Origin of the sequence: Streptomyces sp. NPDC056987, from assembly GCF_042673865.1 — a bacterium.
Lineage (GTDB): Bacteria > Actinomycetota > Actinomycetes > Streptomycetales > Streptomycetaceae > Streptomyces.
Genome location: NZ_JBHURV010000006.1, coordinates 295,726 through 310,033, shown reverse-complemented (window position 1 = coordinate 310,033; position 14,308 = coordinate 295,726). Strand labels below are relative to the sequence as shown.

The 14,308-nt window shown below is 72.4% G+C and carries 15 protein-coding genes; 11 read left to right on the top strand and 4 right to left on the bottom strand.

The features are described 5' to 3' along the window. Positions 1-86: 86 nt before the first annotated feature. The gene (locus ACFTZC_RS10375; protein ID WP_382888358.1) at positions 87-1,139 is read right to left on the bottom strand and encodes an ABC transporter substrate-binding protein; all 1,053 of its coding nucleotides are present in this window, start codon (positions 1,137-1,139) and stop codon (positions 87-89) included. Between the two features lie 55 nt (positions 1,140-1,194). Between ACFTZC_RS10375 and ACFTZC_RS10370 the strand changes: the two genes are divergently transcribed. From ACFTZC_RS10370 to ACFTZC_RS10360, 3 genes are all read left to right on the top strand, one after another. Further along, positions 1,195-2,301 carry a FecCD family ABC transporter permease gene (locus tag ACFTZC_RS10370; RefSeq protein WP_382888357.1) on the top strand — a complete coding sequence of 369 codons (1,107 nt, stop codon included), beginning with the start codon at positions 1,195-1,197 and terminating at the stop codon, positions 2,299-2,301. Continuing rightward, positions 2,298-3,347: a FecCD family ABC transporter permease gene (locus ACFTZC_RS10365; protein ID WP_382888356.1), complete on the top strand. Its 1,050-nt coding sequence runs from the start codon at positions 2,298-2,300 to the stop codon at positions 3,345-3,347. The genes ACFTZC_RS10370 and ACFTZC_RS10365 overlap by 4 nt, the downstream gene beginning before the upstream one ends. Before the next feature lie 346 nt (positions 3,348-3,693). Next, entirely contained in the window at positions 3,694-4,359 is a 666-nt protein-coding gene (locus tag ACFTZC_RS10360; RefSeq protein ID WP_382888355.1) for a DUF305 domain-containing protein, read from the top strand. A gap of 9 nt (positions 4,360-4,368) precedes the next feature. Here the strand turns inward: ACFTZC_RS10360 and ACFTZC_RS10355 are convergent, their stop codons facing one another. From ACFTZC_RS10355 to ahcY, 3 genes are read right to left on the bottom strand one after another with little or no spacing between them, the layout of a single operon-like run. Next, the gene (locus tag ACFTZC_RS10355) at positions 4,369-5,160 is read right to left on the bottom strand and encodes an SDR family NAD(P)-dependent oxidoreductase (RefSeq protein WP_382888354.1); all 792 of its coding nucleotides are present in this window, start codon (positions 5,158-5,160) and stop codon (positions 4,369-4,371) included. Beyond that, positions 5,157-5,729 carry a cupin domain-containing protein gene (locus ACFTZC_RS10350; protein WP_382888353.1) on the bottom strand — a complete coding sequence of 191 codons (573 nt, stop codon included), beginning with the start codon at positions 5,727-5,729 and terminating at the stop codon, positions 5,157-5,159. The genes ACFTZC_RS10355 and ACFTZC_RS10350 overlap by 4 nt, the downstream gene beginning before the upstream one ends. Positions 5,730-5,741: 12 nt before the next feature. Next, positions 5,742-7,178 carry an adenosylhomocysteinase gene (gene ahcY / locus ACFTZC_RS10345; RefSeq protein WP_382888352.1) on the bottom strand — a complete coding sequence of 479 codons (1,437 nt, stop codon included), beginning with the start codon at positions 7,176-7,178 and terminating at the stop codon, positions 5,742-5,744. Between the two features lie 385 nt (positions 7,179-7,563). Here ahcY and queD point away from each other — a divergent pair, with 385 nt between their 5' ends. The 8 genes from queD to ACFTZC_RS10305 all read left to right on the top strand — a co-directional run bounded on the left by queD (position 7,564) and on the right by ACFTZC_RS10305 (position 14,171). Then, positions 7,564-7,929, top strand: a complete 366-nt coding sequence (gene queD / locus ACFTZC_RS10340; RefSeq protein WP_382888351.1) for a 6-carboxytetrahydropterin synthase QueD — start codon at positions 7,564-7,566, stop codon at positions 7,927-7,929. Positions 7,930-8,026: 97 nt separating this feature from the next. Further along, positions 8,027-8,698, top strand: a complete 672-nt coding sequence (locus tag ACFTZC_RS10335; RefSeq protein ID WP_382888350.1) for a 7-carboxy-7-deazaguanine synthase QueE — start codon at positions 8,027-8,029, stop codon at positions 8,696-8,698. Next, positions 8,695-9,327: a GTP cyclohydrolase I gene (gene folE, locus ACFTZC_RS10330; RefSeq protein ID WP_382888349.1), complete on the top strand. Its 633-nt coding sequence runs from the start codon at positions 8,695-8,697 to the stop codon at positions 9,325-9,327. Before ACFTZC_RS10335 ends, folE begins: the two co-directional genes overlap by 4 nt. Before the next feature lie 99 nt (positions 9,328-9,426). Continuing rightward, positions 9,427-10,575, top strand: a complete 1,149-nt coding sequence (locus ACFTZC_RS10325; protein ID WP_382888348.1) for an IMP dehydrogenase — start codon at positions 9,427-9,429, stop codon at positions 10,573-10,575. Next, positions 10,572-11,972, top strand: a complete 1,401-nt coding sequence (gene purB, locus ACFTZC_RS10320; protein ID WP_382888347.1) for an adenylosuccinate lyase — start codon at positions 10,572-10,574, stop codon at positions 11,970-11,972. Before ACFTZC_RS10325 ends, purB begins: the two co-directional genes overlap by 4 nt. Beyond that, positions 11,957-12,985, top strand: a complete 1,029-nt coding sequence (locus tag ACFTZC_RS10315; protein ID WP_382888346.1) for an adenylosuccinate synthetase — start codon at positions 11,957-11,959, stop codon at positions 12,983-12,985. The genes purB and ACFTZC_RS10315 overlap by 16 nt, the downstream gene beginning before the upstream one ends. Further along, positions 12,982-13,509 carry a phosphoribosyltransferase gene (locus ACFTZC_RS10310; protein WP_382888345.1) on the top strand — a complete coding sequence of 176 codons (528 nt, stop codon included), beginning with the start codon at positions 12,982-12,984 and terminating at the stop codon, positions 13,507-13,509. Before ACFTZC_RS10315 ends, ACFTZC_RS10310 begins: the two co-directional genes overlap by 4 nt. After that, positions 13,506-14,171, top strand: a complete 666-nt coding sequence (locus ACFTZC_RS10305) for an HAD family hydrolase (RefSeq protein ID WP_382888344.1) — start codon at positions 13,506-13,508, stop codon at positions 14,169-14,171. The genes ACFTZC_RS10310 and ACFTZC_RS10305 overlap by 4 nt, the downstream gene beginning before the upstream one ends. Positions 14,172-14,308 lie beyond the last annotated feature (137 nt).

The following is a 14,308-nucleotide window of genomic DNA, read 5'->3' as shown; positions in this document are numbered from 1 at the left end:
CCGGCCGACGGCGACGGGCCCGGTCCCGCCGGTACGTACCGGCGGGACCGGGCCCTTCCCACAAGGTCCCGCGAGATCCCGCGAGATCAGGTCAGGCGCTCCTTGAGCGCGGTGAGCACGTCACGGGCGGCCGTGGGGCCGGTGTTGAGGTAGAAGACGTCGTCGTCGACCGGCACCGCCGCCTTGCCGGCGACGGCGGAGAGCGTCGGCCACAGCGGCGCCCCGGTCAGCTCCGCGGCCTTCGCCGCGTCGCCCTGGACCCCGTAGAAGAGCCAGTCGGCGTCGGCCCGGTCGAGCTGCTCGTTGCTGATGTTCTGCGAGGTCTTGTCGAACCGCTGGCTCTCGGGCCGGCCGAGCCCGGCGTCCTCCGCGATGCTGCCGGTGAACGACGGCACGCCGAAGACCCGTAGACGGTCCCCGTTCAGCCGCAGGAACGAGACCGTCACCGGCTTGTCGAGCGAGGCGCCCAGCGCGGCGGCGTCGGTGTGGAAGCGGTCCAGGTACGTGCGCGCCTGATCGGCCTTGCCGAGCCCGTCGGCGACGAGCAGGAAGTCCTGCTTCCAGTAGAGCCCGGTGCCCTGGGTGGCGACGGTGGGCGCCACCGCGCTCAGCGCCTTGTAGAGATTCCCGGCGTTCTTGCCCGCGATGTTCATCAGGATCAGGTCCGGCTTGATGTTCGCGATGGTCTCCAGGTTCGGGTCCACGCGCGAGCCCACGTCGACGACCTTCGCCAGCGCGGCGGCGTCCTCGGGGAAGTCGTCCTTCAGGTACCGGGGTACGAGATCGGCGCCGTCACCCCGGGTCGAGCCGGCCGGGACCGTACCGAGCGTGAGCAGCGCGTCGGCCTGTCCGGTGGAGATGACCACGACCTTCTTCGGCGCGGCATCGATAGTCGTCCTGCCCTCGAAGTGGCCGACCGTACGCGGGAACTCGCCGTCCGGTTTGCCGCTTCCCATGCCCTTGGGCACGGAGCGGGGAGCGGTGTGGGTGGCGGCGGCCGACGGTTCGGCGGCCCCACCACTCCCCGACGAGGCCGTCGAGGCGGTCGAGTCGGTGGAACAGCCGGTGAGCAGCAGGGCGCCCGACAGGGCAACGCCGCTGATCAGGCGGGTGAGAGGGAGATCACGGAAGCGGTACACGAGCGCTTAGCTTAGGCTCTCCTAAGTGCGAATGAGTAGGGACGGCAGTCATGCGATGGATCACATACCGGAAGGCGGCGAACGGACCGGTGCGGTACCGGCCGGTGCGGTCCGGACGGCTCCGGCGCCGGAGGGCGGAGCACGCCCCGCGCGGAGCGGGGGCGCCCGGCGCGGCCGGCGCCTCGTGGCGCTGGTGGTCTGTCTCGGCCTCGTCGTCCTGCTGCTCCTGGTGAGTCTGGGGGTCGGCGCGCGCGGCGTCCCGCTGGAGACCGTGTGGCGTGTGCTGCTGCACGACGACGGCGGGCCGGACGCCATCATCGTGCGTCAGTTGCGGCTCCCCCGTACCGCGCTGGCGGTCACCGTCGGCGCCGCGCTGGCGCTCGCCGGTGTCGTCATGCAGGCCATCACCCGTAATCCGCTGGCGGAACCGGGCATCGTGGGCGTCAACGCGGGTGCCTCGTTCGCCGTGGTGATCGCCATCGCCGCGTTCCAGGTGACGAGCGTGTCCGGCTACGTCTGGTTCGCCTTCGCGGGCGCGGTGCTGGCCTCGCTGCTCGTCCACGCCCTCACCACCGGCGCCACCCGGAGCAACCACCACACCCGTCTCGTGTTGGCGGGGGCGGCGCTGTCGGCGAGCCTGGGGGCCGGTACCGGCATCCTCACCATGTTCGACTCCTCGGCGTTCGACTCGTACCGCTTCTGGGTGGTCGGGTCGCTGGAGAACCGCGGTACGGAGGCGCTGACCGCCGCCGTCCCCTTCGTGCTGGCGGGGACCGTCGTCGCGCTGGTGCTCGGCCCCTCCCTCAACGCCCTGGCGCTCGGGGACGAGGCGGGCGCGGCGCTCGGGCTGCGGGTGCCGTGGGTACGGGCAGCGGGCTTCGTCTCCGTCATGCTGCTGTGCGGCGCGGCGACCGCCGCGGCGGGGCCGATCGGCTTCGTCGGACTGGTCGTACCGCATGTGCTGCGACTGCTGCTCGGGCCCGATCTGCGCTGGCTGCTGGCCTTCGCGCTGCCCGGCGGCGCGATCCTGCTGCTGGTCAGCGACATCGCGGGACGGGTGATCGCGCCGCCCGGGGAGATGGAGGTGGGCATCGTCACCGCGTTCATCGGCGCTCCGGTGCTGCTGTGGCTGGTCGTACGGCGCCGGGAGGTCGGCGCGTGAGCGCGGCGACGCGGGTGGTGCGGCTGTCCCGTGGGATCACCCTGCGCTACTCGGGGCGGGCCGCCGCCGTGACGGCCGTGCTGCTCGTGTGCTGCGCGGCGGTGTGGGCGGGGACGCTGTTCACCGGTACGTACCGGATCGGCGCCGCGGACGTCGCCGATGTGCTGTTCGCCGGGGGCGGCGCCGCGACCGACCGGTTCATCGTGGTCGGCCAGCGGCTGCCGCGGGTCTGCGCGGCGCTGCTGGTCGGGGCGGCGCTCGGGCTGTCCGGCGCGCTCTTCCAGAGCCTGTCGCGCAACCCGCTCGGCAGCCCGGACGTCATCGGGTTCACCACCGGCTCCACCAGCGGCGCGCTCGTCGTCATCCTGGCGGGCGGCGGCTCGGCCGGGGTGGGGGTCGGCGCGGGTTCCGTGCTGGGCGGGCTGTGCACGGCGGTGGCGGTGTACGCGTTCACCGCGTCGCGCGGGGTCTCCGGCAACCGGCTGGTGCTGGCCGGGATCGCCGTCGGCGCGATGCTCTCCTCGGTCAACGACTTCCTGCTCACCCGTGCCGATCTGGAGTCCGCGGAGAGCGCGAAGGCGTGGACGTTCGGCAGCCTCAACGCCGTCTCCTGGCCTCAGGTGACCCCCCTGGCGGTCGCGTTGCCGGTACTCGCGGTGGCGACGCTGGCGCTGGGCCGGCCGCTGCGCCTCATGGAGATGGGCGACGACACGGCGGGCGCGCTGGGCGTCGACATCGCCCGGGTGCGGACCCTCTGCCTGCTGCTGGGGGTCGCCCTCGCCGGTACGGCCATCGCCGTCGCGGGCCCCATCGGCTTCCTCGCCCTGGCGGCCCCGCAGCTCGCCCGCAGGATCACCCGCTCCCCCGGCGCCCCGATCGGCTCGGCGATGCTGACGGGCGCGCTGATCCTGGCCACCGCCGATGTGCTGGCGCAGCGGGTGCTCTCCCCGTTCCAGATCCCGGTGGGGCTGGTCACCGGGGCCCTCGGCGGGGTGTATCTCCTGTGGCTGCTGTCGCGGGAGAGGAAGACCGCCCGGTCCGCGTGACACGGCGGCCTGACACGGCGTCCGGCAGGCCGCCGGACGCGGCACGCCGCCGGGGGTGCGTGGTCGGACGGCGGCCGCCGGGGTGTGTCTACGATGGCCCCGTGAGACGGTCCCCGCGCGGCGAGTCCGGCCCCCACGGGGCGTGTGGCCCGCTGCCGCCGGTGCTCACGGTGCCGGCCGGGCTCCCGGCGCCGTACGGTCCCGGGCCGGTCCCCGCCACGGGCGCCCGCCCGGCGCCGGGCGGCGAGGCCCCTTCTTCTCCGCGCGCACTGCGGCTCCTGCACATATAAGGCCTGCCCGAGTCCGCACGCCTCTGTTCCCCTTCACGCGCAGGAGTCGTTTCCGCATGACCTCGAACCGTTTCACGGCCCGCCGCCGGGCCGCCGCGACCGCCGTCCTCGTCCTCAGCGCCGTCCTGGCCCTCGCGGCCTGCGGCGGGCGGGACACGTCCACCACCGGGCACTCGGACCACGGCGCGGACTCGCCCGCCGCACCGTCCGCGTACGCGTCCGCCGCGGCATCGGCGCACAACGGCGCCGATGTGTCCTTCGCCCAGGCCATGATCCCGCACCACCGGCAGGCGGTGGAGATGGCCGACCTGGCCGCGGGCCGGGCCTCGGCCGCCGGGGTGAGGACGCTCGCCTCCGAGATCAAGAGGGCCCAGGACCCGGAGATCAGGACCCTGTCGGAGTGGCTCACGGCCTGGGGCGAGGACGTACCCGCCCAGGACGCGTCCGCGGCGGACGGCGCCGGGCACTCGGGGCACTCCGGGCACTCCATGTCCGGGATGATGTCCGGCGACGCGATGGCGGAGCTGTCGCGGGCGTCCGGGAAGGCGTTCGACACCGCCTTCCTGAGGATGATGGTCGAGCACCATGAGGGCGCCGTCGAGATGGCCAGGTCCGAGCGGTCGCGGGGCGCCCACCAGGGCGCCAGGAGGATGGCCGGCGCCATCGTCACATCGCAGACCGCCGAGATCACCCGGATGAACACCCTGCTGGGTCGTCCGTAGCCGCCCGGCTCACCAGGCGGGGGCGCAGGACATTCCACCGTCGACGACGAGATCGTGCCCGGTCACCCAGCCGGCCAGGGGCGAGGCCAGGAACACGCAGGCGTTGCCGACGTCCTCCGCGTCGCCCTTCCGGTGCAGCGGCGCGGCCCGCTCCCAGCGGCGTACACCGTCCGGCCACTCCTCCGCCAGCCCGGGCCGGTGCACCAGCCCGGGTGACACGGTGTTGACGCGGATGCCCAGCTGGCCGTACTCCAGCGCCGCCGCCCGGGCGTGCATGATCAGGGCGGCCTTGGAGGCGCTGTAGTGGGCGTGCAGCCGGGCCGGCCGGCTTCCTTCGACGGACGCGACATGCGTGACGGTCCCGCCCCCGGCGCGGCCCATGACCTCGGCGGCGGCCTGGGTACAGGCGAAGGCCGTTGTCAGATTGGTGTCGACGACCTGCCGCCACTCGGTGACCGTCATGGTCCCCAGGGGCTGGACCGGTTGGATCCCCGCGTTGTTGACCAGTGCCGTGAGGCCCCCCGCCCACTCGGCCGACCGCTCGATCAGGTTCCGGCACTCGGCCTCGTCGGTGAGGTGCGCGGCCAGGGCGAGGGCCCGGCCGCCCTCGGCCCGGATCGCCTCGACGAGGGACTCGGCCCGGCCGTCCCCCGTACGGTAGTGGGCGATCACGGCGGCCCCGGCGCGGGCGAACTGCCGGGCGATGCCGTGCCCGACGGCCCCGCTCGCCCCGGTCACCAGGACCGCGTGGCCGCCCAGGTCGGGCAGTGTGCTTCCGGGGTGCGGCTGCTCGGCGCTCATGACCGGTCCTCCGCCGAGGCGGGGAGTGTGTCCGGCGCCGCGTCCCCGGCCATCCGGAGGGGTGCGCCGGGGCGGCAGAGCCGGCTGATCCGTTCGGCCGCCCGCGGGTACCGGGCGCGGAGTTGTTCCGCGTCCCCTCCCTCGTAGTCGGCGGGGACGAAGCCGGGCGCCACGGTGCACCCGAACAGGGACCACTCCCCGCCCTCGGCCACGCTGCCGCCCATCCACGTCCCCGCGGGGACGACGAACTGCACGTGCTGCCCGGCGCACACGTCGTGCCCCAGCAGGACCGTGCGGTCGTTGCCTTCCCCGTCCAGCAGCAGCAGTTCGACGGGGTCACCGAGATAGAAGTGCCAGATCTCGTCGGCCGGGAGCCGGTGCATCGCGGAGAACTGCTCGTCCCGCGCCGTGAGCAGCGCGATGATCGCGGTGCCCGCGGGACGGCTCCCGGCCTGGTCGGCGCTGTCCGGTGACGTCCAGGTGGCGTGGAAGTAGCCACCCTCGGCGGGCAGGGGCCGCAGTCCGAAACGGTCGATCAGGGTGTCGACGGAGAGGTCGGGTCGGGACATGCAATCCGCTCCTCAGTAACGGTAGTTGTCCGGCTTGTACGGGCCGTCGACCGGTACACCGAGCTGGGCGGCCTGTTCCTCGGTGAGGGTGGTCAGTTCGGCGCCGAGGGTCGGCAGGTGCAGCCGCGCCACCTTCTCGTCGAGAATCTTCGGCAGTGCGTGCACACCGGGGGAATAGGAACCTGGCGCGGTGAACAACTCTATCTGAGCCAGCGCCTGGTTGGAGAGCGAACTCGACATCACAAAGCTGGGATGGTCCGAGGCGTTGCCCAGGTTCATCATTCTCCCTTCGGACAGCACGATGACCGAACGGCCGTCCTCGAAAACCCATTCGTGAACCTGCGGCCTGGCCGGCACCCGGCGAATTCCCGGAATTCCGGCGAGCGCCTCCACATCGATTTCCGTGTCCAGATGCCCCATGTTCCCCACGATGGCGCGGTGTTTCATCCGGGACATGTGCTCCGCGGTGACCACTTTCTCGGCGCCGGTGGTCGTGATGACGATGTCCGCCTCACCGACCACCCGTTCGAAAGGCGTCACCAGAAATCCGTCCATGGCCGCCTGGAACGCGCAGATGGGATCGATCTCGGTGACGACGACCCGCGCGAGCTGGGCGCGCAGCGCGTCGGCACACCCCTTGCCGACGTCGCCGTATCCGCAGACGACGGCCAGTTTGCCGCCGATCTGGGTAGCCGTCGCCTGTTTGATCGCCTCGACCACCGACTGCCGGCACTGGTAGCGGTTGTCGAACTTCGACTTGGTCACCGAGTCGTTGACGCTGATCGCGGCGAACAGCATCGCGCCGTCGGCCTCCAGCCGCCGCAGGGCGTGCGCCCCCGTGGTGGTCTGCTCGCTCGCCCCGCGCACGCCGGCCGCGAGGGTGGTCCAGTACGAGGAGTCCCCGGCCGTGGCCCGCCGCACCAGATCCACCATCGCCCGCAGGTTCGGGTCGGCGGCCCCGGTGTCCGGGGGGAGGACCCCCGTCTTCTCGTACCCGACCCCGTGGTGCAGCAGGAGCGTGAGCCCCCCGCCGTCGTCGATCAGCAGGTTCGGCCCGGCGCCGTCCGGCCAGGAGAGCGCCTGCTCGGCACAGTGCCAGATGTCCTCCGTGCTCTGGCCCTTCCACGCGAACATCGGGACGCCCGCGCCGCCGTCAGGGCCGGCCGCCACGGCCGCCGCCGCGTGGTCCTCCGTGGAGAGACGGTTGGAACCCGCCCAGCGGACCTGCGCGCCGAGCGCCACCAGGGTCTCGATCAGCACCGCGGTCTGCACGGTCATGTGGAGGAAACCGCTGATCCGCGCGCCGGTGAGCGGTGCCTCGGCCGCGTACGCGGAGCGCAGGGCCATCAGGCCGGGCATCTCGTGCTCGGCCAGGGTGATGTCCTGGCGTCCCGCCGCCGCCAGCCCGATGTCGGCGACCTCGAAGTCGCCACTCGCTGTCTTCGTCACTGGTTCTCCCCTCGGTGGCCGACCGGCCGTTTCCGGGGCCGTCCCTGAACTACGGAACTTCTCCGGGGCCGATTCCCTCATTCCGGGTCCCGATTCTGCGAGATTCCCGTGCCATGATCCAGCGCTTGTCCGGTGTCTCTTGGCACGGGCAATGGGCGACACCTGGAATTCCGCGGGCCCCTACTCGGCGAGGAGGCGGACACTCCCCCGTCGCGTCCGCACTCCGGCACGGCGCCCGTACTTCGGCACCGTATACCCCGATTCTCGGTGTCCTCGCGGTCGGACGACGGTCGCGGCCGTGATGTGCCCCGAAGCACTCCGGCGCACCATCGGAATCGGCCCGGCACCCCCTGCCGGTCCATGAAGTCCGAGCAGGAGGACGTACATGGCCTTTCGGATCAGCAAGGAATTCCATTTCTCCGCAAGTCACCGGCTGGACGATCTCCCGGACGGGCATCCGTGCGGCCGGATGCACGGCCACAACTACGTGGTCGAGGTGGAACTCGCGGCCCCGGACGACGGCCTGGACAAGACGGGCTTCGTACGGGACTACGGAGACCTCAAGCGGTTCGGCCACTGGCTGGACACGGAGGTCGACCACCGCCACCTGAACGATGTGCTGACGGACCGCAACCCGTCGGCCGAGAACCTGGCGCAGTGGCTCTACGAGCGGTGGCTGCCGGACTACCCGGAGCTGAGTTCGGTGCGGGTCTCCGAGACCGCCAAGACCTGGGCGGAGTACCGGCCATGACGGTCGGCCGCACGGCGCGCCCCGGCGGCCGGGGAGGTGATGCCCCGGTGGACCCGAAGCTCGTGGTGAACGAGATCTTCGGCCCCACTTGAGGGCCGTGCAGGGAGAGGGCCCGTCCGCGGGCCGGCGCTGCGCCTTCGTCCGGCTGGGCGGCTGCAACCTGTCCTGCCGCTGGTGCGACACGCCGTACACCTGGGACTGGACCGGTGTGGGTGACACCGGGGTGGCGCACGACCCCCGCCGGGAGCTGACCGCCGTCCCGGTCTCCGAGGTGCTGGAGCGGCTGCTCGGCTACGACGTGCCGCTGATCGTGGTGTCCGGCGGTGAACCGCTGAGCCAGCAGAAGAGGCTGCTTCCCCTGCTGCGGGAACTGACCGCGCGGGGAAAGGCGGTGGAGATCGAGACGAACGGCACCGTGGTCCCGGGGCGGGAGGTGATCGGCCTGGGGGTGCGGTTCAACGTCTCGCCCAAACTGGCGCACTCGGGCGATCCGGAGTCACGGCGGCTGGTGCCGCGGGCGCTGCGGGCCTTCGCGGAGGTGCCTGGAACCGCGTTCAAGTTCGTCTGCCGTACACCGGACGACCTGGAGGAGGTGGCCTCCGTCGTCGAACGGTTCGGGACGCGACCCGTGTGGATCATGCCCGAGGGGCAGGTGCCGGCCGATGTGGGGCGGCACCTGGCGGCTCTCGGGGACGCGGTCGTGTCCCGCGGCTGGAATCTGACCACCCGACTGCATGTCGCCGTCTGGGGCGACAGGAGAGGTGTGTGAACACCGTGAACAGTGCGACGAATCTCAGGCTCGACCTGCCCGAGGAGAACCAGGACGGTTCTCCGGCGGCCTCCGAGAACGGGATGGACCCGCTGGAGGACATCGCGCGCAGGCTGCTGGTCGAGATCGGCGAGGACCCGGACCGTGACGGGCTCAAGGAGACCCCGGCCCGGTTCGCCCGCTGGTGGCGGGAGTTCACGCTCTACGACGCGGGAGAGGTGGAGACCCTGTTCCCGCTGCGGACGGCGGGGCAGATCGTGCTGGTCTCGGACATCAAGGTGTGGTCGCTGTGCGAACACCACCTGCTGCCGTTCTCCTGCAAGGTCACCATCGCCTACCGGCCGCGCGGGGACGTCCTCGGGCTCTCGAAGTTCGCCCGTATCACCCACCGCCACGCCCACCGGCTCCAGGTGCAGGAGCGGCTGGTACGCGACATCGCGGACGAAATCACCAAGGTGGCGGGGTCGGAGGACGTCGCGGTCATCGCCACGGGCGAGCACCTGTGCATGAGCATGCGGGGCATCCGCACACCGGCGGCAATGACCTCCTCGGTCTTCTCGGGGATCTTCGAGGAGTACGGGCCGGCCCGTCAGGAACTGGTGGCGACGGTGTTCCAGACCCGCGGCTAGACCCTGTCCGACACATCCCGCCTGGCTCTATCTGCCGGACAGGCCCCGGCCCCGCGCCACGGCGCTCCCCTGACCACCCATGATCGGAGGAAGAGAACCATGACAGCGCGCGAGATCCGCACCGGACTGAGTCTGGAAGACGTCCTGCTGGTGCCCCGGCGCACTTCTGTGGTGAGCCGTTCCGCCGCCGACATCAGCACCGCATTGGTGCCCGGCATCCCTCTGGCGGTCCCCGTCCTCTCCGCCAACACGCCTTGGTGCACCGGCCGCCGGATGGCCACGGCGATGGCCGTGTGCGGCGGGCTCGGGATCGTGCACCGTATGCAACTGGCGGAGGACCAAGCCGCCGACGTGGCCGCGGTCAAGGCGGGCGCCGTACCGCCGGACGCGGCCGCCGCCACCGTCGACGAGCGGGGGCGGCTGCGGGTCGGCGCCGCCGTCGGGGTGACGGACGACTACCTGGAGCGGGCCGCACTGCTGGTCGAAGCGGGTGCCGACGTCCTGGTCACCGATGTGGCGCACGGCCACGCGGACTACGTGCTCGGAGCCGTGGAGAAACTGAAGGCGCGCTTCCCCGGGACGGCCCTCGTCGCGGGGAACGTCGCCACGGCGCACGGCACCCGGGACCTGATCGACTCGGGGGCCGACGCCGTCAAGGTGGGCATCGGCCCCGGCGGGATCTGCACCACCCGGATCGTCGCCGGCAGCGGGGTGCCGCAGCTCACCGCCGTGCTCGACTGCGCGGAGGAGGCCGCGAGGACCGGCACGCCGGTGATCGCCGACGGTGGGATCAAGGCACCCGGCGATGTGGTCAAGGCGCTCGCGGCGGGCGGGAGTTCGGTGATGCTCGGCAGCGCCCTCGCGGGCGCGGAGGAGAGCGAGGCGCGCCTGGTCGAGCAGGGCGGCACCCGCGTCAAGGTCAGTACCGGGTTCGTCACCTTCGGGATGCGGCTGACCCTCAAGCGGGCCCGCGGGGAGAGCGTCAGCCGGGCGGAGCTCGACGACTACACCCCCGAGGGGGTCGAGGCGACCTGGGCGTACACCGGCGGGGTCGCCTCCACGCTCCGGCCGTTCCTCGGCGGCCTCAGGTCCGGGATGAGCTACTCCGGCGCCCATACACTGCGAGAGCTGCGGGAGAACGCGGAGTTCATCCGCGTCACCCCGGCCGGCCTGGCGGAGAACCGTCCGCACGCGTTGGAACGTACCGGACAGGTGGACCTGGACTACTCCGTGGAGGCCGCCGAATGACGGACCACCGCAGAACACGCCTGTGGGGCGACGGACGGTACGGCAGCGAGGAGATGCGCTTCCTGCTCGGCGACCTCCACCGCTACCAGCTCTTCGTACAGGTGGAGGGGGCCCTGGCCACCGTACAGGGGCGGCTCGGGGTGATCCCCGCCAAGGCCGCGGAGGTGATCGGCGAAAGGGCCGGGAAACACGAGTGCGACATGGACCGCGTCGCCGAGCTCGAAACGGTGAGCAGGCACGAACTCCACTCCGTGGTGAAGGAGTTCGCGGACAGCTGTGCCCCGTACGGCCGCTATGTGCACCACGGCGCGACCAGCAGTGACGTCATCGACACGGCCCTCGCCCTCCAGCTCGACGGGGCGATCGTGCTCCTCGCCGAGCGGCTGGGCTCCCTGATGGCGACGCTGCGCAAGCAGATCGAGAAGGAGGGGCGCCGGGTGATGATCGGCCGTACCCACGGCCAGCACGCCCAGCCCGTCACCCTCGGGTTCAAACTGGCCGTCGCACTCGACCAGTTGACGCGCTGCCTGGAGCGGCTCGGGGAACTGCGCGGACGCGCCGTGATGGGCAAGATGGCCGGCGCGGTGGGCTCGATGGGCGGTCTGGGGGCGCAGGGACCACGGGTCCAGAGCGACGTGCTCGCCCTGCTGGGGCTGCCCGAGCCCCGGATCTGCGCCCAGGCGGTCGCGCGGGACCGCATCGCCGAGTTCGTCTGCTGGACCGCCCTCACCGCGGCCTGCCTGGAGAACCTGGCGACGGAGATCCGCAATCTCCAGCGGACCGAGATCGGCGAACTCGCCGAGTCCTTCGCCGAGGGCGACCAGATCGGCAGTTCGGCGATGCCGCACAAACGCAACCCGGTGCGCAGCGAACGGATATGCAGCCTGGCGCGGCTGGTGCGGTCGCTGACGGGACCGGCGCTGGAGAACGTGGTGACGTGGCACGAACGGGACCTGGCGAACTCGGCCAACGAGCGGTACACCCTGCCGGAGGCGTGTGTGCTGCTGGACGAGATGCTCGTCACGGCCATCGCCGTACTGGACGATCTCCAGGTCTATCCGCGGCGGATGCGGGAGAACCTCGACCGGTCCCGCCGCAGCCACCTCAGCGAGGCGGTGCTGCTGGCGATGATCGACCGGGGGACGGACCGGCTCGACGCGTACCGGATCCTTCAGCGGGCCAGCGCGGTCGCCGCCCGCGAGGAGCGCGACCTGGTCGCGGTGCTGTCGGAGGACGAACAGGTGGCCGCCGCGCTCCCGCCCCGCGAACTGGCCGGCCTCGCCGAGGCGGCCGTGGACGTCGGGTTCTGCGAGGACCTGGCGGAGGACACCGTACGACGGTCGGTGGAGGCGCTCGACAAGGCGTCACGAGGAGGTCTGACATGCCTGGCACCGTGATCGTGGGCGGCCAGTGGGGCGACGAGGCGAAGGGGAAGATCTCCAGCTATCTGGCGGTGCGCGACGAGCCGGCGGTGGCGGTACGGGCGGGACTCGGGCCGGGCGCCGGCCATACGGTGGTACGGGACGGACGGACCCTGAAGCTGCGGCAGTTGCCGAGCGCGATCGTCCACCCGGGAACCCGGCTGCTGCTGGGGGCCGGGGTGCTGGTCCGCCCCGACGTGGTGCTGCGGGAGATCGAGGAACTCTCCGCCGGGGGGCGCGTGGGCATCGACTTCCGCGCCACGGTCATCGAACCGGAGCACGTGGACGCGGAGGCGGCCGACACCGTGCTGCGCGAGCGGGTGCGCAGCACCGGCAGCGGGCACGGGCCGGCGCTGGCCGCGCGTGCCATGCGCTCGGCGCGCCGGGCCGAGGACGTACCGGAGCTGAAGCCGTTCCTGACGGACGTGGTGCGGGAGGCGAACGACGCCGTCGACGCCGGGGAGCGGGTCCATGTCGAGGGCACCAACGGCTTCGGGCTGTCGGTCCTGTTCGGCACCTATCCGTACACGGTGGGGAAGGACAGCACCGCGAGCACCGCGGCGGCCGACGCGGGGCTGGGGCCACTGGCGGTCGACGAGGTGGTGCTGGTCCTGCGCGCGTGTCCGACGCGGGTGGGCGCGGGACCCTTCCCCACGGAGATGGAGCCCGCGGAGGCGGAACGGCTGGGGATCGTGGAGTACGGCACGGTGACGGGACGGCGCCGGCGCTCCGGCACGTTCGACCTGGACCAGGCGAGGGAGGCCGTCCGGGTCAACCGTCCCTCGCGGATCGCGCTGACCTTTCTGGACCAGGTGGATCCGGAGGGGCGCGCGCTGCGCACCGACGCGTTGCCGCCGCGGGCGGCGGAGTTCGTGGCGGGTGTGGAGGCGGGGCTGGGGCTGCCGGTCGATCTGATCGGCACGGGACCCGACACCGCGGACGTGATCGACCGGTGGGGCGCGCGGCGTACGGGCGGAGGGCTCCGGTGAGCCCCGCGCCGGTGTGGCGGCGGGACCGGCTGCTGACCATCAGCTGGGACGCCATGGGCCGGATGCTCGGCGCGCTGGCGCGGGACATCACGGCGAGCGGTTACGCGCCGACGGTCGTCGCGGGCATCGCGCGGGGCGGGCTGCCGCCCGCCATCGCCCTGTCGAACCTGCTGGCGGTGGCGGACTTCCGTATCCTCGCCATCCCGCGCAACACATCCAACTCCCGGTACAGCGAACGGGGTGAGGCGGTGCTGGACTACGTGGTGCCGGACCGGGACATGAGGGGGGCACGGGTCCTGCTGGTCGACGACATCATGGGGGACGGAGGGACCATGGCGCTGGCCGTGGACACCGTACGGAGGCTCGGTGCCGAGGAGGTGCGCACCGCCGTCGTGGTGCGCAATCTGGGGGCGGCGCGCTCCGCCGACTTCACTGCGGTGGAGGTGGACGACTGGACGGTGTTCCCGTGGGAGACCCCGCCGGGGCCGGGCGAGCTCTCCGTACCGCTGCCGGCGCCGGCGTGAGGGGCACCACCGTCGTCCTCGACCGGGACGGGACGCTGCTGGACTTCTACGAGATGTTCCACCGGTTCGTCCTCGACCTGCACGAGCGGCAGCGGGTGACGCCGCCGTCCCGCGAGGAGATCCTCGGCTTCGCCTACTGGACCGAGATCACCAGTGGGCGGCTGCGGATCGGCTCGGTACGGGTGCGGGACCGGGTGGACGAGGTCGCCCTCCGGTACATGGAGCACGGCAGGCTGTACGCGGGGGTGCCCGCGATGCTGACCGCGCTGTCCAGGGCCGGTGTACGGCTCGCGCTGGTCAGTTCCTGGGTCGGCACGGAGCCCACGGTGTCGCTCTTCGAGCGGTACGGGGTGCGGCACTGTTTCGGGCCGGTGCTGACCCGGGACGATCTGGCCGGCCGCGGCACGGAGACGGCCGACGCCGACTGCAAGACGGAGCTGGCACGGCGGGCGCTCGACGATCTCGGCCACCCGACCGGCGACCGGCTGTACGTGGTGGGCGACACCCCGTCGGACATGGCGCTGGGTCGGCGTCTGGACGCCGTGACCGTGGGCGTGCGGACGGGGAACGGCGGGACGCTGCCGGACCGGGGGGCGCCCGGCGGACCGGATGTGCTGCTCCCGTCGGCCGCGGAGCTGGCCACGCTGGTGCTCGGGCGCTGAGCAGGGCCGGACGGACCTCCGGTACAGGACACGGCGAGTGGGGGCTCTCCTCGTGCAGGACGAGGGGAGCCCCCACCTGTGCCGCCGTGGCGGGGGCCGGCGGTACGGGGCCCCCGGCCCCCCGCCGCGCGGCGCCC